We start from the raw sequence: 17,456 nt of genomic DNA, 5'->3' as shown, positions 1-17,456 counted from the left end.
ACCCCCCTTGGCAAGGGGGGCTTCTCGATCCCGCCAACCCCCCTTGGCAAGGGGGGCTTCTCGATCCCGCCAACCCCCCTTGGCAAGGGGGGCTTCTCGATCCCGCCAACCCCCCTTGGCAAGGGGGGCTGGGGGGATCTAGTTTGGTTGAAACTAGACAATTAATTCCCGTCGAAACAAGTGGGAATCTTCCCCTTTCAGTTATCAACTACGTCGCTAGAATGAGGGAAGATGTCGTGCTAAATGATGCCAGCGTTGCAGGTGGCTTTACTACCGAACCATATATCCAATTACACCAAAATAAATCTATTTTATGTACGCCAATTCTCGGTCAAGGGAAACTGATCGGTATTCTATATTTAGAAAACAATTTGACAGTGGGTGCGTTTACACCTGAGAGAACTAAGCTGTTAAAAGTGTTGTGTTCTCAAGGTGCGATCGCTCTCGAAAATGCCCTACTTTACGAAGAGTTAGAAAACTATGCCCAATCTCTTTTAGAAGAACGCGATCGCATGGCACGAGAAATCCACGACACCCTGGCGCAAGCGTTTACGGGCATCATTATACAGTCGGGTGTTGCAGAGCGCGTCATTAACAAAGACTTTGAGAGTGCAATTGCACACATCAAAACAGTCCGCGAGTTAGCAACTTGTGGACTTAGCGACGCAAGGCGATCGGTAGAAGCGTTGCGTCCAAAATTGTTGGAAGACGGCGATTTGTGTAGCGCGCTACATCGCCTTGCGATCCAGATGTCCTCTAACAGCGATACCCGCACCATTTTAGAAGTAATTGGCAGAGCATATCCCTTGGCAAAAGAGGTAGAAAATAATCTGTTCCGAATTGCTCAAGAAGCCTTGACAAATGCTTTTAAATATGCAAATGCAACCGTTATCCGCATCGATTTGGTGTACGAAACAACGCAGTTTGTTGTGCGGGTTAAAGACAACGGACAGGGGTTTGATCGTGCATCTATCGGTAACGGTTTTGGTTTACTGGGAATGAAAGAACGCGCCAAACGCATCGGCGCAAAACTGGCTATTGAAAGTCAGCCAGGACAGGGAACGTCTGTAGTAGCCTCAGTCAGGTGGGGTGAGAAACCCGGTTTCTGCATAAATGTCTAGTGGTTCCACCCATAGTTTTTATAGAACCCGGGTTTCTTTGCGTTATCAGGGAGTAGGTTTATGAAACAGTCAAATATAATTCGCGTTTTAATTGCTGACGATCATCCTATTGTGCTACAAGGTTTGGCGGCGCTGCTTGAGAGTGAAACAGATATAACTGTTGTCGGAAAAGTTCGCGACGGACACGAGGCTGTAGAAATGTTTCGCCAACATCAACCCGACGTAACTTTGATGGATTTGCGGATGCCCCAAATCGATGGAGTTGCGGCTATTACTGCTATTTGTGGTGAGTTTAAAAATGCTCAAATTGTTGTGTTGACTACCTACGACGGCGACGAAGACATTTATCGCGGATTGCCAGCGGGTGCAAAGGGGTATTTGCTCAAAGATGCCGAAGCGGATGAAGTTTTAGCAGCTGTTCGTGCCGTTGCTGCTGGTAAAAAGTATATCCCGCCTGATGTGGGAGCTAAACTAGCAGAGCGGATGGGGAATCCCGAATTGAGCGATCGCGAAAACGAAGTCATCCGCCTGATCGCCGCTGGCAAAAGCAATTCCGAAATTAGCACAACGCTGCATATCAGCGAAAGTACCGTCAAGTTCCACCTCAAAAATATTTTTAGCAAGTTGGGAGTGAATGACAGGACACAGGCTGCTTTAGCTGCACTCAAGCGCGGTTTTGCTACTTTGTAGCTAAGCGACACCTAACCAAATGTTCGGGTAATCTCCTCATCTAATACTGACCATTTTTTATACGTAATCTCGTTTGCGGTTACATCTAAATGATTAAAATTGGTTGTAGGGACTAAGGCTAAAGAAAGTTTTATCGCCAGCACAAAGTTTCAGGACTTACGCAAGGGCGTTGCTAGAAACCCGGTTTCGACCTTGATCTCTGGCTGCCAAACAAACGATTTTTCGGCTCACCCTTGTTTCTTTCCGTAAGTCCTAAGTTTTTCGGATGCGTCCCTACTTTCCCATTCGTGAAAGTCAAGAAACCGGGTTTCTCAGAGAAACCCGGTTTCGCGCTTAGCTGCCGATTTGCACAAATTAACTAACTAGCGATAACTAATTCAGTGATGGATTTCTAGATTCAAAATGTAGCAACCGAGTTGCACTTTTTCCGACCAAAGTTCGTATTCCAATCGCAGACTTTCTGGTAAAGTGCCACCGACTAACTTTAAACTACGGGTGAAGTTACGCAGGCGCATATGTCCGCTAGCTTTTAATGTTTCGCTTTGCAACCAATAACGACTGAGTCCGTAAACGCCTCGCTCCCAAAAGTGACGATAACTGACTCTACCGTTTCCTTGCATGGTCATGATGGCGCGGTGGGGCGAAATCTCTAACCATAAAAGCCTTTCCTTGGACGCCGTTGAGGCGGTTGCCAGAGCTGGGGTATCAGCGGGTTCTAGATTCCCTATAGCAGGTTCGTTCATCAGTAAATGAAAGCGATCGCGGTCTTTTTGATACAGGGTAGCGGCGGTTTCCACCATCGACCAAATCGGCAAATCGGTGGAAACTAGGGATAAACTTATGGGCTTGCGATGATAGGTCAGCATTGAGGTTTTTAGTTTGTAGCAGCAGGTTTTATCCCCTTATTCCCGCCTGAATCAAAAGTCTTCACAACAATCGATACCATTTTGCCAAGCAATTTAGAGGATTTCACCATCGAAAATCCCAAATCTCAACTCCTAGCATGGTATCAGTGGGACGGGGAAAACGGTAGGATCTAACGCGAGCAGTCTTCCACCAGTCTATCCCAATGTCAGATGCCGTCGTTACACTGGAAATTACCGGGGATCAGCAATGTTTGCTGGTTCGCAAACCTTTTGAGGGTCTATCCCTGACTGGACGCATCCGCGTACCGGGGGATAAGTCGATCTCTCACCGCGCGTTGATGTTGGGAGCGATCGCTTCTGGCGAAACCCAAATTCAAGGTTTGCTCTTGGGCGAAGATCCCCGCAGCACCGCCGCTTGTTTCCAAGCGATGGGGGCAGAAATTTCCCAGTTGAATACAGAATTAGTCACAGTTCGAGGCATTGGCTTAGGCCAGTTACAAGAACCCAATGATATTTTAAATGCAGGCAACTCCGGTACTACCCTAAGATTGATGCTGGGACTTTTAGCATCCCATCCGGGTAGATTTTTTACCGTCACTGGCGATAGTTCTTTGCGCAGTCGTCCCATGTCCCGCGTTGTCAATCCCCTGCAACAAATGGGCGCTCAAATTTGGGGACGCAAAAACAATTCTCTCGCCCCCCTAGCCATTCAAGGACAGCAACTAAAACCGATTCATTACCATTCCCCCATCGCCTCCGCCCAAGTCAAGTCCTGCATTCTTTTAGCAGGACTGATGACAGAAGGACAAACAACTGTCACCGAACCTGCGCTTTCTCGCGACCACAGCGAACGCATGTTAAAGGCTTTTGGTGCAGAACTTAGTATAGACCCGGAAACGCATAGCGTCACGGTTACTGGCCCTGCTAAGCTGCAAGGACAAACGGTGATTGTTCCTGGGGATATCAGTTCTGCTGCTTTTTGGTTAGTCGCTGGGGCAATTGTACCGGGTTCGGAATTATTGATCGAAAATGTCGGCGTTAATCCCACCCGCACCGGCGTTTTAGAAGTGCTGGAAATGATGGGTGCCGATATTTCTCTGGAAAATCAACGCGAAGTTGCTGGCGAACCCGTCGCCGATTTACGAGTGCGTTATAGTCAGCTAAAAGCTTGCCAAATTGCCGGAGATGTGATACCGAGATTGATTGATGAAATCCCGATTTTAGCCGTCGCGGCAGTTTTTGCTTCTGGGACGACGACGATTAGGGATGCAGAAGAATTGCGGGTGAAAGAGAGCGATCGCATCGCCGTGATGGCGTCGGAATTAAACCGCATGGGTGCGAAAGTGACCGAATTACCCGATGGGTTAGAAATTACCGGCGGCACGCCGTTAACCGGAACCGAGGTGGATAGTTATACCGACCATAGAATTGCTATGAGTTTAGCGATCGCCGCCCTGAATGCTACAGGCACAACAACAATTAATCGTGCCGAAGCAGCGGCTGTTTCCTATCCAGATTTTACCCGCACCCTGCAACAGATTTGCGGTCAAACTGCATAAGTTTGCTGTGGTAATTGGTAATTGGTAATTGGTAATTGGATGATTTGGCTCGTGGACTCTGAGCGAGATCCCCGACTCCGATGCGCGAAGTTGGGGATCTGGGTATTCGCGATCTGATGTCCGCCTAATTACCCTGAATAAAAATCGCGACCCGTCACCGTGTCACCGTGTCAGGAGCGTCATTCCTAACTATGGGTGAAGAACCGGACATCATATGAGTTCTATCTCTAAACTGGGCATATTCTACCTCAGCCGACTGGGGCGATCGCTCCTTTTTAAGCGGAAGTTATTGTGGGTGGAAGTTCCCTTCACCCTGCTCTAGCGTCTTTTTAGCCGTTTTAGCAGAGTACAGCGGATTGCTTTTCGTGTGAGGTACAGCCTTGTGGCTTGGTGTGCGGGCAGCAAAAATGGCAGCCCGCACACCGCTGTCCAAGGTGTACCATCACCGAGTGCAAACCGCTATATAGGGGATAATTGACTTGGAAAGCAAAATCGATAACTATGCCGCCTCGTATCATCAACGATCGCTACATGCTCCTTCCCAACTCGCGCGATGGCGGAATGGCAGATGTATATAAGGCAACTGACTACGAAAGAGAAGGATGCCAAGTTGCAGTCAAAGTCTTTAAGCATGGGCAGATTGAAGTAGACATCTTAGCTGAATCTTTTAGACGTGAAACTCAAGCACTTAAGGAGTTAAAACATTCCAGCATTGTCGAGCTTTTTGATTCGGGACAGGATAAACAGACTGGGGAATATTTCCTGGTGTTGGAGTGGATGGAAAAAGATTTAGCGACTCTGCTCAAAGAAGCTCCGTTAGAGGGATGGGATTCTTATTGGCAGAGGCTAGCTCTTCCGATACTGAAAGCTCTTGCATTTTCCCATGAGCGCAAATATGTCCATCGGGATCTCAAACCCAGCAATATTCTAATTGGCAGTGATGGCAGGTTGAAATTAGCTGACTTTGGTATTTCCAAACTCAGGGGGTACTTCCGTCCGACTGTCACTCTACGAGAATTCGTCTCGCGTCCCTTCACACCCCCCGAAGAGGATGACGGTTCCTATCCTTTTACCCGCGACGTGTTCAGCTTTGGAGTAGTTACGCTGAATTGTTTAACTGATGTCAAGCTTGTTGATTATGACAGTATTTCGAGAGCGATCGCTGCTCTTGATGCCCCACCTGAAGCGATCGAAATTATTGAACGTGCCGTCTCCACCGATCCTGCCGAACGACAACCGAATGCAGAGGTGCTGCTGGCACAGTTGGATGCTATTGGTCAGAAGCGATCGCGAACTCAGTCAACCAAGAGCCAAATTTGCTACTTGCAACTGACTCCCAAATGCTTGAGCCGTCTTCAGGACACCCTGGATATTTCTTCCGAAACCGAAATTCATAAGATTATTCTGAACGATATAAATGGTGAAGTAAGTTGTGGAATTCGCCCTTATAAATTCAAAAACAACGATCATAATTCTGAGGGAGACCACTACGAATTGTATGGTGGTTCCTATCGATATCATGTCAAGGTGGACGATAAACGAAAGGATCGCCTTGTGATATTTAATGCTTGGGATACACCTCATTCTCAGCTGGAACAGCGGCGAGAACTTGCTTGGACTATACCCTATGAGTTTAAATTTGGAACTTCAAACTATTCTTATGAAGCCGTAGCAGTCATTCAAGAGCTACAAGATGCTGTCATAGAGCATGAGGCAAATCTACAAGAACGATCGCTCGAAAAGGAAAAACAACGAGTTTTCCAGATCTGGTGGGATATTCTCAGAGCTAAAACCGACTGGGAACAGAAGCGAAAAGAACCAATTCGATATACAAGTGCTAAACCTGATGGTACGAGAGTGATTTTTGAAGTAAAAGAATTACCAGAGGAAGACATTGCTGGACAACCTCGTCACATCACAAACTCTCAAGGCTTTAGCATTTTGAGCGGGGATGTCATTGGAATTAGCGATGACAAGTTAGAATTGTATATCAGGTCTGGCTCTGCCGATCGGCTGCCTGAAAAAGGTGAGCTTAAGTTTGATACTCGTTTAGCTGAAATTGCTCTCAATCGACAAAAGAGTGCGCTGGATGCGATTCGATACGATCGCGCTGTTCGTTCCGATTTACGGGAGTTGCTGGTCAATCCTGAAGCAATTCAGGCTCCTACGCTAGATGCAGAGATTGAGTTTATTCAGAACCTGAATGAATCTCAGAAGGAAGTTGTTAAGGCTGCTCTCTCCACACAAGATTTTCTACTGGTTCAAGGGCCACCTGGTACAGGCAAAACGACCTTTATTACCGAGGTAATTCTGCAAACCCTTCAACAGAATTCTCTGGCGCGAATTCTGCTTAGTTCCCAAACGCACGTTGCCCTTGATAATGCATTAGAGCGGATTCAAGCCAAGAATCCAAATTTGAAGCTGATCCGCATCGGCAATCATGAGCGGGTGTCGGACGGTGTTTACTCGCTGCTGCTAGAAGAACAAATGGAAAAATGGCGATCGGAAGCGATCGCCAAAGGGCAGACATTCCTTGCTGACTGGTCTGTACGCAGTGGAATTTCTCAACAATAATTGCAGACAGCAGTTCTATTTCAAGAGTTGAGAAATATTGCCTTAAAGCTGGATTCTTTGCGAGTCGAACTGACAATTCGCAAGCAGGAGAGAGAAGATAAATTCTCTGGATTGGATAACGAAGGAAATCCTAAATCGCGGCGAAAACGAAACATCCCGGCAGCAAGGTTGGAGGAGTTTCAGCGTTTAGAAGAAGAGATTAAACAGTTAGAAAAACAGGCAAAGGCAGCACGGGATGAGCAAAAACAGAAAGCAAAAATACTGGAAAAAATAGCTGGAATTACAACCGAAGAAATACTGAAGATGTCTTCGGAAGAGCTTGGACAATGGAGCCAGATATCGATCGATCCTAATGCGCCCAATGCGAAAATGCTGCAACAGCTTATTAGCCTTCAAACTGACTGGTTAGAGCAGTTTGGACGCAACGATCGATTCAATGCACCGCTAATTAAGCGCTCGCAAGTCGTCGCCGGAACTTGTATCGGCGTTCCTAGAGAAATTTACGACATTGAATTCGATCTCTGTATTGTTGATGAAGCTTCAAAGGCAACTGCCACAGAAGTTTTAGTGCCGATGGCGCGTTCTAAAAAGTGGATACTGGTAGGCGATCCAAAACAACTTCCACCCTTTCAAGATGAAGCTAGTAGGAATGTTGAGTTTTTGGAAGAGTACGAATTAACTCTAGAAGATATTCAAGAAACACTCTTCGATCGTCTTTTGAGAATATTGCCAGATGGATGTCGTAAGATGCTGACAATTCAACATCGGATGGTGGAACCGATCGGTAAACTTATCAGCACCTGCTTCTACGACAGTCAATTAGACAGCAATGGCCCTGAAATCGATCAAACGCTGAATAAAGTTTTACCACGACCTGTTACTTGGCTGACTACATCAAAGTTGCCAAATAGTCGCGAAAAAAGTGTAGGGTCTAGCTTCGATAACTCCTGTGAAGTGAGAGCGATCGCTCATTGGTTAAAACAACTGAATTCAGTCGCAGAAGTAGCTCAGAAACATTACAGCGTTGCAGTTCTGAGTGGTTATGCAGCGCAACTGAAACTACTGAATCGCAGCTTAGATTCAGAACAAAATAGCTTGAAAGCGTTGGCGATTGAGTGCAATACAGTCGATGCCTTTCAAGGGCGTGAAGCAGATATCGTTCTCTACTCAGTCACACGATCTAACAAGGATGGCAAAGTTGGATTTCTCCGAGATGAAGCCAGATTGAATGTGGCATTATCCAGAGGGCGAATCGGTTTGGTCATTGTTGGCGACAGTCAGTTCTGTCGCTTGCTTAGCAATAGCCCTTTATATCGCGTTCTGCAATACATTGAGCAACACCCAACAGATTGCAAGCTGGAGGATCTGAACCCATGAATTTGGACGAACCTACATCACTGAGTTCGGAAGAATTGCGCCGCTATGATAATCGCTCTGGGTTCGATCTGGTTTGCTCTCAGGAAGTCGGATTGCCCGTTTACAAGATTACTGTTGATGCCCTGACCCAAATTCGCAAACCAATTCCACCAATTGAAGAGTACGTTCTTAAGGCGATCGATATTGGTCTTTCATCCGAAGAAGAAATCGCTGGATTGCTAGGCTTGGAATTACCAACAATCAGGGAAGCAATGGTTAATCTACGAGTGAGTGAAGACATTGATCTGTTTGCACCCGATGCTTCACAGCTTCAAGTATGGAAACTTACTAAGAAAGGTGAGAAAACCTTGCATTCAGCTAGGATTATTGTGCCAGAGGAAAGAACTTTAGAGATTAATTTTGATGGACTCCTGCGAATTCCGCGCTGGTATGGTCAGTTAGAAAAAGCCTTGCTGAAGCCAAAAAATTTGCGAGACGAGGGTATTGTAGAAATTGAACCCTCGCCCAAGCGTCCTCCAGAATTGTCTGACCTGAAGCTCAAGGATGTTGATAAGGTTATTCAGGAAATTGAGAAAGCTAAGGGCAAGAAGTCCAAGATTTCCCAAGAACAAGATTTGCTGGCATTGAAGGCGATCGAACGTCGGCAACGATTCTTTCAACCTGCGACTGCACTGGTTTACAAAGAAAAAGACAGCGACGAAATTCAGGTGGCATTTGTAGTTGATGGCATTCTCTCTAATGAGCATGAGACTGCTTTTGCTCGTTCAAATAGTTCTAAAAAAATCCGCAGCCAAATAATTGATGCTTTACAGAAAAATGAACCACTCAAGCTGGCTGAAGAACTGTTGGGACAGCAGTTTGTCGCGAAGAATCTGGTCGATCCAGATGTCATAACTGCCAAAGTAACTGAAGCTAAAGCAGAGATTGAAGCGCAAATTGAATCTACTCAAGAAAAACTAGACCAAACGAATGATGAGGATGAAAAGAACAGCCTGATTCAACAGCTTCAGGAAAAAGAACAACAAATCGCACAGCTGCAAGCCCAAATGGATTATATGCTCGCTTCGGTGCCGATGCGTTGGTTAGAAATGTATGAGCATCGCCCTCTGTTGGAGCAAGCGCTGAAAGAGAGTCAGGAACGTTTAATGATTATCTCACCTTGGATTCGGGCTAATTCTGTCAACCAATGGTTCCTCCAGCAACTTGAGAATTTGCTGGAGCGAGAAGTTAAGGTTTTCATCGGGTATGGTTTGGGCGAGAAAGACGAAAATCGCTATTCAGCAGATATTAAAGCTGAGAAGACTTTGCAAAAGCTGGCAAACCAGTATTCTAAGACCTTCACGCTCAAGCGACTAGGAGATACTCATGCCAAAATTCTGATCTCAGATACCAAGTTCGCTGTCACCACAAGCTTCAATTGGTTGTCATTCAAAGGTGAGCGCGATCGCACCTTTCGTGACGAGCGAGGAACGCTGGTTTCCGAACCCCACAAAATTGACGAGTTGTTCGATAACCTACTAAAGCGATTGACCAAGGGGTTGTAGTTGTAGCTTGAGACTGGGTGGTGTCCAATTGAATTGACCAGGACTTATATCATGTCCGGTCGATTACCCATAATTAGGAGTAGGGAACATTATTAACGTTATCTGTTTGTCCGAGATATCTATGATGTTCCCTACGCAACGACGCGGTGAGGTTTTTTTATTATGGGCAATTCAACGGACATGATATTACGCACCTTGGCAAAGAAATATCGCCACATTCGTAATGATATTCAGCCTGATGTTTTCGCAATATTCCTAACCACTCTGACAGAAAGCCTGCACTTGTGCTTCGGATAAGCCCAAAATTTCAGCAACCTGACTAACCTGCATCCCCGCAGCCAGGAGATTTCGGGCAGCTTGACGCAGTTGACCCTGTGCCTTTTCTTTCTCTAGACGTTCTCGTTCTTTCTCTAGGCGTTCTTGTTCTTTTTCTAGGCGTTCTTGTTCTTTCTCTAGGCGTTCTTGTTCCGTATCGGTCAGTAGCCAATTTCCTTGCCGATCGCACCATCGCAACCAATCACTCGGAACATCCTCAAAAACCCCTGACCAAATGCCCAATCCAATCTCTAAATCAGTTAACCAGATGCGGGGATTCTGCGGTTGAATTAACTGTTCAAGATAGCGTCCACCATCCAATTTAAAATGTCGCAACTGTTGCGTGTAGCGACTGTAAACGATGTAGTGTGGAACCCGCAGATACTTTTCGTACACCTCAAATTTACGCGGTGGTGTTGGGCGTGTCAGTTGCTTTGGATCTATTTCCTCTACCTCTTCCGATCCATTCGAGATTTCAGTGTAAAAACGTCCCAAATCTTCGCTTTCGGTTCCGGGGGACAAGAATTCTACCACCACATAAGGATTCTGTCCTTCCTGCCAGCTGACATAACTGCGGCGCAACTCAATACCCTCGTATAGACGCGAGACATTAACTACCAGAAACCAATCCGGACGTTTGTGCCATAAAGGATGCTTGACATCGTAGTAGAGGTTGAGGTCAGATGCCGTGAAGCAATTCTCGCGGGAGTATTCGGTTAAGCGCAGAGTTCGGCTCAATAATTGGGGTTGGAGGTCGTGAAATTCGTCGGGCAAACCAGGTTCCTCCGGGAATTCGCTGGGTAAATCGTACATCGTCGGCAGAGTTTCTTTCGGCGACAAGGGCGGATCTACTTGCTCAATCAACCTGCGGGGAATTAGAGCCATCGCCACCTCCAATTGAGTTTCAACCTTAATTTAATATTATCCTAAATTGCTAGTTATCTTCTGCAGGTTGCTAATGGCTAATGGCTAATGGCTAATCGTACAGATGGAAAATATGCCTACGAGCAATTAGCTATTAGCAATTAGCAATATTAGCAAACCACGATACTTATAACTAGCAAATTGGGTTATTATTGAAAAAGTTACCCCGGCTGAAAACGATGAATCAAGCACTAATGGAGCAGTTACAGCAGGCTTATCGAGACTTGGATTTGTTCCCACTGATAGAGCCAGAAGACATTGAGCGCTTTCGAGTAGAATACGGTCGCGAAGTGCTGGTTAGACTAAAGCGAGAGGTGGAAGCTTCGGCTAAAGATGGCAAGGTAATTTTTGCCGGACATCGAGGCTGTGGTAAGTCTACCTTGCTCAAACGCTTTTCAGTGGAAATGCAGGATAAATTCTTTTCTGTCTTCTTTTCCATTTCTGACTTGATTGAAATGTCTGATGTCAGTCACGTCAATATTTTGTATGCGATCGCATTGATGTTACTGAGTCGGGCCACTAAAATCAACATTCCAGTCTCAGAGAGTATTAAGCGATCGCTTTTAGGCTGGATAAATACAACTCAAAAAGAAACTGCCGAACAGGAAACTAAGTCTGAAACAGCCATAGGTGGAAATGATATATTTAAGTTAATTACCCTCAAGTTGCAACAGGAACGCACTTTTCGCAAGGAATTAGAAAAAACTTATGAGAAAAAGCTGTCTGATTTAGTCCGCAATATCGATTTACTGGCAGTGGCGATTCAAACTGCTAAGAAAAAACCCGTTTTGGTAATTATTGATGACTTAGATAAACTCGATTTGATCGTGAGCGAACCGATTTATCGTAATAAGGTCAAAGCTTTGTTTTCTCCTGGATTTAAAATTGTATTTACCATTCCTATTTCGGCAATTCAAGAACCGCAAGTAATGGGGGCGCTGACTTCAGAAGGAATTGTCCGCCCCCAGCTTTTTCCTGTAACTAAGTTTTACCAGCACCACGATTGTCGCAATCCTCATGCACAGCCAATTGCCAAAAATATTAACCTGTTTCATAAAGTGCTGCAAAAACGATTTCCACCGGGACTTTTAACCCCTCAAATCGCCGATAAAATCGTGTTGCTGAGTGGCGGCGTGATTCGGGAATTGGTGCGGATTGCGCGCGAGTGCTGTACTGAATGTATGGTGCAACTGGAAATCGATACCGAACAGGACAATATTCAAATCGATGATGAAATTTTGACCACGGCATTACGGAATTTACGCAATGATTTTGCGCGGCAGATTAGTTCTAGTCAGTTGTATGAAACTTTGGTGCAGGTATACAAAACGCTTAAGCCCGCTGAAGGGGACGCTTTCGTCAAGTTATTGCACGGTTTGATGGTGCTAGAATATGAGAATGATGCCTTGTGGTATGACGTTCATCCGATTGTGGTTGAGCTTTTGAAGCGGGAAAAGCTAATTGCTAATGGCTAATGGCTAATTGCTAATTGTTAGAGATGAAGGAGTTTGAAGAGGAATATCAAAAGGAAAATAAACGGAATTTGCGAAAGCTGATTCTGTCGATAAATGCTAGCTTTGGCAAGCTGAATCTGCTGATTGCGATTTGCGATAATCGTAGGTACAGAGATGAGGTGATTCAAACTTATGAAACGGAATTACGCGCTAAAGGTGTCCGATCGGATCGGATTAAAATTAATGGCAATCAACCTAGTTTGAAAGAAAGCTTGCAAAAGCTAGTCGAACAACAATCTAAAGGTGAGTTAGATAAGTTATATGTAGTTACGGTTTTGGGGGCAAGCGATTTACTCGATCTGCGATTGAGGGAGCCAAAATCAGCTCTGGAACGCTTTCTATTTTCGGTACAATGGACGCGGGAGGCGCTGGGATCTTTTCAGTTTCCGATTGTGTTGTGGGTGACGCAACGGATTGCGGCAGAATTGGCTAAACAAGCGCCGGATTTTTGGAGTTGGCGCGGGGGAGTTTTTGAATTTTTCTATCCGACAGATACGCGCAGTTTGTCGCAGGATGTGATTATCCCGGAAATTCGCGAACCGATGGATCGGGAACCTTTAGCAGATATCGAAGAATTACAGCAACAGATCGATAACTTAAAAAAGTTAGAACCCGATTCTCCCTTGTTGGGAAGTTTGTATCAAACTTTGGGAGAAACTTACTTTCAAAAGGTACAACGAGGTCAATCTAAGTCGCCACAAACAGATTTGGACTTGTCGATCGCATCCCTTCAGCAAGCTGCACAAGAATTTGAAAAATCCGATCGCAAATCGGAATTAGCTGATTGTCTGGAATGGATTGGCTACATTCAGAAATCCGTTGGCGACTGGAATCAAGCTGAGGCAAATTTCCAGAAGTCGTTGCAATTGCGCCAAGAATTAGGCGATCGCGCCGGGATGGCAACTTCTTATGGACAATTAGGCGATATCGAACGCAATCGGGGCAATTGGGAGGCAGCTGAGAGTCTGTATCGACAATACCAGCAAATGTGTCAAGAATTAGGCGATCGCGCCGGGATGGCAACTTCTTATGGACAATTAGGCGATATCGAACGCAAACGGGGCAATTGGGATGCGGCTGAGAGTCTGTATCGACAATGCTTGCAAATTGAGCAAGAATTAGGCGATCGCGCCGGGATGGCAAGTTGTTGGGGATTATTAGGCGATATCGAACGCAATCGGGGGAATTGGGAGGCGGCTGAGAGTCTGTATCGACAATACCAGCAAATGTGTCAAGAATTAGGCGATCGCGCCGGGATGGCAAGTTGTTGGGGAGTATTAGGCAGTATCGAACGCAAACGGGGCAATTGGGATGCGGCTGAGAGTCTGTATCGACAATCGCTTAATCTGGCGACAGATTTGAACTACACATGGCAAATGGCACATAGCAATTACGACTTAGCCCAACTCTATCGCGCTACAGACAACTCCACCCTCGCCCAACAACACTACCAAACTGCCCACCAACTTTTCACCCAGATCGGGGCAAAGAAAGAAGTAGAAAAGATAGAGAAAGAGTGGAGAGATTTAGAATTTTAGATTTTAGATTAGTCAAAGACTTGCGGCAGGCAAGATAAACTATTAAATAGCCTTGGAGATGCGGTTATGACCATCAAAGAACAACTCCTCCAAACGATTGAAACCCTGCCCGATGAACTACTGGCAGAAACGCTGAAATTTGTCCAAAACCTTCAGCAACCAATTCGCCAAACCCCTGGAATTTGTGGCGGCGCGGCGCGTATTCGGGATACGCGCATACCAGTGTGGACTATAGTTACCTACCAACAACAAGGCGCAACGGATTGGGAACTGCTTCATAATTACCCTGGACTCACTCTCCAAGATCTCCAAGCGGTGAGGAATTATTATCAACTCAACAGAGAAGAAATAGATCGCCAAATTGCTGAGAACGAGTAAATGCTGAAGTTCTATTCTAATGAAAACTTCCCAATGGAAATGGTCTATTTGATGAGGTCACTTGGCTATGACGTTTTGACCTCATACGAAGCTGGACAAGCCAATCAAAAAATTCCAGACGAGGGAGTGCTTATATATGCTACAAATGCAGGGCGCATCGTCATTACCGAAAATCGCCAAGATTTCATCGAACTCCATTTTACCACCTCGAATCATACAGGAATTGTCATCTGTAAAGCCGATCGAGACTATGCAGGCAAGGTGCAGGCACTCCACAACTTTTTTACCCAGGATACACAGCCTATGGACAATCGTTTAATTCGGGTGATGAAGCAAAATGTGAAAGGAAGCCAACAGGCATTTACAATTCACGAATACTCAAAGTAGCCCAACAGCACTACGAAACCGCCCACCAACTTTTCACCGAACTCGGTGCAAAGAAAGACGTAGAAAAAATAGAGAAAGAGTGGAAACAATCCTAACCAACCGCCAACTCAGTATACTCTCGCATCATCGGCGGATTGAAGCCCAAGACAATATCAGATTTCGGCACACCCAACTCTACCAATTGATTAGCAATCCCCACCTCTGTCCCATCTTGTTGAATCCAAATCTTGCCATCCACAATATCGAGATGAAGCACCACACCATAGATGCGTTCTGCCTCGCGCCACCCAACATAAACCAGTTGATAATGGTCGTGAATCGGAGCGAAAATCGTCTGAGCTTGAATGCGACGATCCCAAACTTTTGCAGCGCGTTCTGTCAGCAATTGCTCGATATAGTTGCGATAACAATCTAGTTTTTCCATAGTACTATCGTCTCCTGAGCGATGTTGTATATTAGCAATGGCACTTGATTCTGCTCAGTTAGCTCTTGAATAAACGGCATCATCAGAAAGCGATCGTAGATATGTTGAGGAGCAGCTAAATAAAGCTTGCGATCGGGTTCTTGTTTTGCCAAAGCCGCTCGATAAGTAATAAATTGACCTGCGCCATAAAATTCGGAAATTTGAGAAGCACCCAGAAAACTTTTGATTTCAACGGCTATTTTTTCAGTGCCACGTTCTGCGGCGATCGCTGTTTCCGCACCGAGGTCTATTTCCAGATCGAAGCTACCTGCTTGCAGAGGATAAGGATCGTGGGTAATTTGCCAACCTTCTTTTTGTAAAGCTGTTTTAACTATTTGATGATATCTGTCTTTGGCAGACATAGCTTCAAGGCTGCTACAAGTCTTAGATCTCTATCATAATGCAATCTGATTACTCGGCGATCGCCAGATTACTCAAAACGAGTAAAGGCTGAAGTTATATTCTAATGATAATTTCCCGATGGAAATAGTCTATTTGCTGATTAGAATAGAGAGTACAGACACTCGTGCAACTAAATAGAACACCGATGACCCCCCTCGAACTGCGACAAAAAATCAACCAGCAGCTAGACAGCCTACTTCCCGAACAACTTACCCTCGTCAGCAATTTTCTCGATGTTCTGCAAGCGATCGCTCGCTCTCGCCCTCTTCGCACACTCGCACCAATTAAACGGGGTAAAAAAGCGATCGACCTCCTACAATTTGCTGGAACCTGGCAAGGCGACGATCTCGATGAATGCCGCCAGTTTGTTAAAGACAATCGCAGCCAAGCAGAATTCTGATGTATTTATTAGATACCAATCATTATTGTTAAATATATGACTCGTTTAACAGAAACAATGAAAGCAATCAAAGTGATGGGAACGATTAACGACCAAGGACAATTGTCTTTGGATCAACCGTTAAAGTTGACTAAAAATAGTCGCGTTGAAGTGATTGTCCTGATTCAAGAAGACTCAGAAATCGATCAAGACGATACCCCTGTTGCAGAAATCCTGGCAGATTTCCGTCAAGCTTGGCACGAAGCAATGACTGGAAAGACGATTCCTGTTTCTCAACTATGGGAAGGTATCGAAGATGTCTGAGGGATTACCAATTCAAGTTGAAGCAGCACCAACCTTCAACCGCAATTTACGCACTTTGGCAAAGAAATATCGCAACATTCGTAATGATATTCAGCCGGTTATCGAACAATTGCAAAGGGGAGAGTTTCCAGGCGAACGCATTTCCGGCATCGAGTATGAAGTTTTCAAGCTGCGAGTTAGAAATAGTGATGTTCAAAAAGGCAAAAGTGGCGGATATCGGTTGCTTTACTATGTCAGAACGGTGACAGGAATTATTTTGCTAACAATTTACACAAAATCTGAACAAGCTGATATTGCAGCAGATGAAATTAGAAGCATTATTGCTGAGTACCAACAACGCGCAGTTGAAGCAGGGAATGAAGAAAAGGAAGAATCATAGACTATTGCTATTTTCAGTCAAATTAATCGGGGTAGGGACACGGCATCAATATGTTTTGTCGCCAAATCAAAGGTTTTCTGCTGCCGTGTCCCTAACATGTTGCAAATTACAAATCAATGGGGGTAGGGAACATCAATAACTTTTGTCGCCCGATTAAAGGTTTTCTCCTGTTCCCTACAATGTTGCAAATTACATCTTACCTTTCTGCATCACTTCTTGCAGGTGCTGACGCAGTTCTTGTGCGTGACGCAAGTCGTCTTGCTGCAACTTTTGGAACAGTTCTACACAAGGCTGAGAACCGATTTCTTGTGCGTCTTGGATATAGGTTTCATATGCCTTAAGCGCTTCAGACTTGTTTTGCAATACTGTCAGCAAGTCGTATTCTAGGTTATTGATGGCGCTGGTTCCTTGATTAGTATCCATATATTTGGCCTCCACTAAGATTTCCATCCACAACGGTGACGTATCTTAGGAAGGCTGTTCATCTATCGAAAAGGGTATTATGTAACAGTTGACAGTTGACGACAGTTGACAGTTGACAGTTGACAGTTGACAGTTGATAGTTGATAGTTGACAGTCTATTTTGCTTGAGTTAATAGTCCTTGTCTTGCGGACGCAAGTTTGTGTAGCGGCACCCTTAAGGGTGCCGCAACCCAAACGTTCGCCACAAGGGCGGTATTTAAACAAAATTCAAACAGCTAAAAAGGCTCGTACTTAGACGA

General features: G+C 45.2%; 18 protein-coding genes. 13 read left to right on the top strand and 5 right to left on the bottom strand.

The genetic code is table 11. The features are described from left to right. Positions 1–1,121 (top strand): GAF domain-containing sensor histidine kinase (locus ACE1CM_RS26950; RefSeq protein WP_374881933.1); only part of this gene is annotated, 1,121 nt, incomplete at its 5' end. Between the two features lie 60 nt (positions 1,122–1,181). Beyond that, on the top strand, positions 1,182–1,811 hold the full coding sequence (locus tag ACE1CM_RS26945) for a response regulator (protein ID WP_374881932.1): 630 nt from the start codon (positions 1,182–1,184) through the stop codon (positions 1,809–1,811). Between the two features lie 377 nt (positions 1,812–2,188). On the opposite strand, the gene ACE1CM_RS26940 is transcribed toward ACE1CM_RS26945, so the two are convergent. Then, the gene (locus tag ACE1CM_RS26940; RefSeq protein ID WP_374881931.1) at positions 2,189–2,677 is read right to left on the bottom strand and encodes a hypothetical protein; all 489 of its coding nucleotides are present in this window, start codon (positions 2,675–2,677) and stop codon (positions 2,189–2,191) included. A gap of 203 nt (positions 2,678–2,880) precedes the next feature. Between ACE1CM_RS26940 and aroA the strand changes: the two genes are divergently transcribed. The 4 genes from aroA (at position 2,881) to ACE1CM_RS26920 (ending at position 9,731) form a co-directional block, all read left to right on the top strand. Then, positions 2,881–4,236 (top strand): 3-phosphoshikimate 1-carboxyvinyltransferase, encoded by a 1,356-nt coding sequence (gene aroA, locus ACE1CM_RS26935; RefSeq protein ID WP_374881930.1) that lies wholly within the window; start codon positions 2,881–2,883, stop codon positions 4,234–4,236. 501 nt (positions 4,237–4,737) lie between these two features. Then, positions 4,738–6,810 carry an AAA domain-containing protein gene (locus tag ACE1CM_RS26930; protein ID WP_374881929.1) on the top strand — a complete coding sequence of 691 codons (2,073 nt, stop codon included), beginning with the start codon at positions 4,738–4,740 and terminating at the stop codon, positions 6,808–6,810. After that, on the top strand, positions 6,811–8,187 hold the full coding sequence (locus tag ACE1CM_RS26925) for a DEAD/DEAH box helicase (RefSeq protein ID WP_374881928.1): 1,377 nt from the start codon (positions 6,811–6,813) through the stop codon (positions 8,185–8,187). After that, positions 8,184–9,731, top strand: coding sequence for a phospholipase D-like domain-containing protein (locus ACE1CM_RS26920; RefSeq protein ID WP_374881927.1), 1,548 nt, complete (start codon positions 8,184–8,186; stop codon positions 9,729–9,731). The genes ACE1CM_RS26925 and ACE1CM_RS26920 overlap by 4 nt, the downstream gene beginning before the upstream one ends. 255 nt (positions 9,732–9,986) lie before the next feature. On the opposite strand, the gene ACE1CM_RS26915 is transcribed toward ACE1CM_RS26920, so the two are convergent. Further along, positions 9,987–10,931, bottom strand: a complete 945-nt coding sequence (locus ACE1CM_RS26915) for a Uma2 family endonuclease (protein ID WP_374881926.1) — start codon at positions 10,929–10,931, stop codon at positions 9,987–9,989. 218 nt (positions 10,932–11,149) lie between these two features. Between ACE1CM_RS26915 and ACE1CM_RS26910 the strand changes: the two genes are divergently transcribed. From ACE1CM_RS26910 to ACE1CM_RS26895, 4 genes are all read left to right on the top strand, one after another. Next, positions 11,150–12,445: a P-loop NTPase fold protein gene (locus tag ACE1CM_RS26910; protein ID WP_374881925.1), complete on the top strand. Its 1,296-nt coding sequence runs from the start codon at positions 11,150–11,152 to the stop codon at positions 12,443–12,445. 23 nt (positions 12,446–12,468) lie between these two features. Beyond that, the gene (locus ACE1CM_RS26905) at positions 12,469–14,022 is read left to right on the top strand and encodes a tetratricopeptide repeat protein (RefSeq protein WP_374881924.1); all 1,554 of its coding nucleotides are present in this window, start codon (positions 12,469–12,471) and stop codon (positions 14,020–14,022) included. Positions 14,023–14,088: 66 nt separating this feature from the next. Beyond that, complete coding sequence (locus ACE1CM_RS26900) at positions 14,089–14,400, top strand: DUF433 domain-containing protein (RefSeq protein ID WP_374881923.1); 312 nt, start codon at positions 14,089–14,091, stop codon at positions 14,398–14,400. Further along, positions 14,401–14,787 (top strand): DUF5615 family PIN-like protein, encoded by a 387-nt coding sequence (locus ACE1CM_RS26895; protein ID WP_374881922.1) that lies wholly within the window; start codon positions 14,401–14,403, stop codon positions 14,785–14,787. It begins immediately after the preceding gene. 91 nt (positions 14,788–14,878) lie between these two features. Here the strand turns inward: ACE1CM_RS26895 and ACE1CM_RS26890 are convergent, their stop codons facing one another. Together ACE1CM_RS26890 and ACE1CM_RS26885 are read right to left on the bottom strand one after the other, a co-directional pair. Beyond that, on the bottom strand, positions 14,879–15,211 hold the full coding sequence (locus ACE1CM_RS26890; RefSeq protein ID WP_374881921.1) for a XisI protein: 333 nt from the start codon (positions 15,209–15,211) through the stop codon (positions 14,879–14,881). Beyond that, positions 15,199–15,612, bottom strand: a complete 414-nt coding sequence (locus tag ACE1CM_RS26885) for an element excision factor XisH family protein (RefSeq protein WP_374881920.1) — start codon at positions 15,610–15,612, stop codon at positions 15,199–15,201. The genes ACE1CM_RS26890 and ACE1CM_RS26885 overlap by 13 nt, the downstream gene beginning before the upstream one ends. A gap of 185 nt (positions 15,613–15,797) precedes the next feature. On the opposite strand from ACE1CM_RS26885, the gene ACE1CM_RS26880 reads away from it, so the two are divergent. The 3 genes from ACE1CM_RS26880 to ACE1CM_RS26870 are packed head-to-tail and all read left to right on the top strand — an operon-like array spanning position 15,798 to position 16,734. Next, the gene (locus ACE1CM_RS26880; protein ID WP_374881919.1) at positions 15,798–16,052 is read left to right on the top strand and encodes a hypothetical protein; all 255 of its coding nucleotides are present in this window, start codon (positions 15,798–15,800) and stop codon (positions 16,050–16,052) included. 57 nt (positions 16,053–16,109) lie between these two features. Continuing rightward, entirely contained in the window at positions 16,110–16,355 is a 246-nt protein-coding gene (locus tag ACE1CM_RS26875) for a hypothetical protein (RefSeq protein ID WP_374881918.1), read from the top strand. Beyond that, entirely contained in the window at positions 16,348–16,734 is a 387-nt protein-coding gene (locus ACE1CM_RS26870; protein ID WP_374881917.1) for a type II toxin-antitoxin system RelE/ParE family toxin, read from the top strand. The genes ACE1CM_RS26875 and ACE1CM_RS26870 overlap by 8 nt, the downstream gene beginning before the upstream one ends. A 189-nt stretch (positions 16,735–16,923) precedes the next feature. On the opposite strand, the gene ACE1CM_RS26865 is transcribed toward ACE1CM_RS26870, so the two are convergent. Next, positions 16,924–17,157, bottom strand: a complete 234-nt coding sequence (locus ACE1CM_RS26865; RefSeq protein WP_374881916.1) for a hypothetical protein — start codon at positions 17,155–17,157, stop codon at positions 16,924–16,926. Between the last annotated feature and the right edge of the window lie 299 nt (positions 17,158–17,456).

It is taken from the genome of Microseira sp. BLCC-F43 (genome assembly GCF_041929235.1).
GTDB lineage: Bacteria > Cyanobacteriota > Cyanobacteriia > Cyanobacteriales > Aerosakkonemataceae > Microseira.
The sequence above is the reverse complement of the archived record's forward strand: the minus strand, read 5'-3'. Positions and strand labels throughout refer to the sequence as shown.

Bases quoted from the DNA above. Each gene is read 5' to 3' on its own strand.
- ACE1CM_RS26945 (WP_374881932.1), top strand. From the start codon at position 1,182: ATGAAACAGTCAAATATAATTCGCGTTTTAATTGCTGACGATCATCCT.
- ACE1CM_RS26940 (WP_374881931.1), bottom strand. From the start codon at position 2,677: ATGCTGACCTATCATCGCAAGCCCATAAGTTTATCCCTAGTTTCCACC.
- aroA (WP_374881930.1), top strand. From the start codon at position 2,881: ATGTCAGATGCCGTCGTTACACTGGAAATTACCGGGGATCAGCAATGT.
- ACE1CM_RS26930 (WP_374881929.1), top strand. From the start codon at position 4,738: ATGCCGCCTCGTATCATCAACGATCGCTACATGCTCCTTCCCAACTCG.
- ACE1CM_RS26920 (WP_374881927.1), top strand. From the start codon at position 8,184: ATGAATTTGGACGAACCTACATCACTGAGTTCGGAAGAATTGCGCCGC.
- ACE1CM_RS26915 (WP_374881926.1), bottom strand. From the start codon at position 10,931: ATGGCTCTAATTCCCCGCAGGTTGATTGAGCAAGTAGATCCGCCCTTG.
- ACE1CM_RS26910 (WP_374881925.1), top strand. From the start codon at position 11,150: ATGAATCAAGCACTAATGGAGCAGTTACAGCAGGCTTATCGAGACTTG.
- ACE1CM_RS26905 (WP_374881924.1), top strand. From the start codon at position 12,469: ATGAAGGAGTTTGAAGAGGAATATCAAAAGGAAAATAAACGGAATTTG.
- ACE1CM_RS26900 (WP_374881923.1), top strand. From the start codon at position 14,089: ATGACCATCAAAGAACAACTCCTCCAAACGATTGAAACCCTGCCCGAT.
- ACE1CM_RS26895 (WP_374881922.1), top strand. From the start codon at position 14,401: ATGCTGAAGTTCTATTCTAATGAAAACTTCCCAATGGAAATGGTCTAT.
- ACE1CM_RS26890 (WP_374881921.1), bottom strand. From the start codon at position 15,211: ATGGAAAAACTAGATTGTTATCGCAACTATATCGAGCAATTGCTGACA.
- ACE1CM_RS26885 (WP_374881920.1), bottom strand. From the start codon at position 15,612: ATGTCTGCCAAAGACAGATATCATCAAATAGTTAAAACAGCTTTACAA.
- ACE1CM_RS26880 (WP_374881919.1), top strand. From the start codon at position 15,798: ATGACCCCCCTCGAACTGCGACAAAAAATCAACCAGCAGCTAGACAGC.
- ACE1CM_RS26875 (WP_374881918.1), top strand. From the start codon at position 16,110: ATGAAAGCAATCAAAGTGATGGGAACGATTAACGACCAAGGACAATTG.
- ACE1CM_RS26870 (WP_374881917.1), top strand. From the start codon at position 16,348: ATGTCTGAGGGATTACCAATTCAAGTTGAAGCAGCACCAACCTTCAAC.
- ACE1CM_RS26865 (WP_374881916.1), bottom strand. From the start codon at position 17,157: ATGGATACTAATCAAGGAACCAGCGCCATCAATAACCTAGAATACGAC.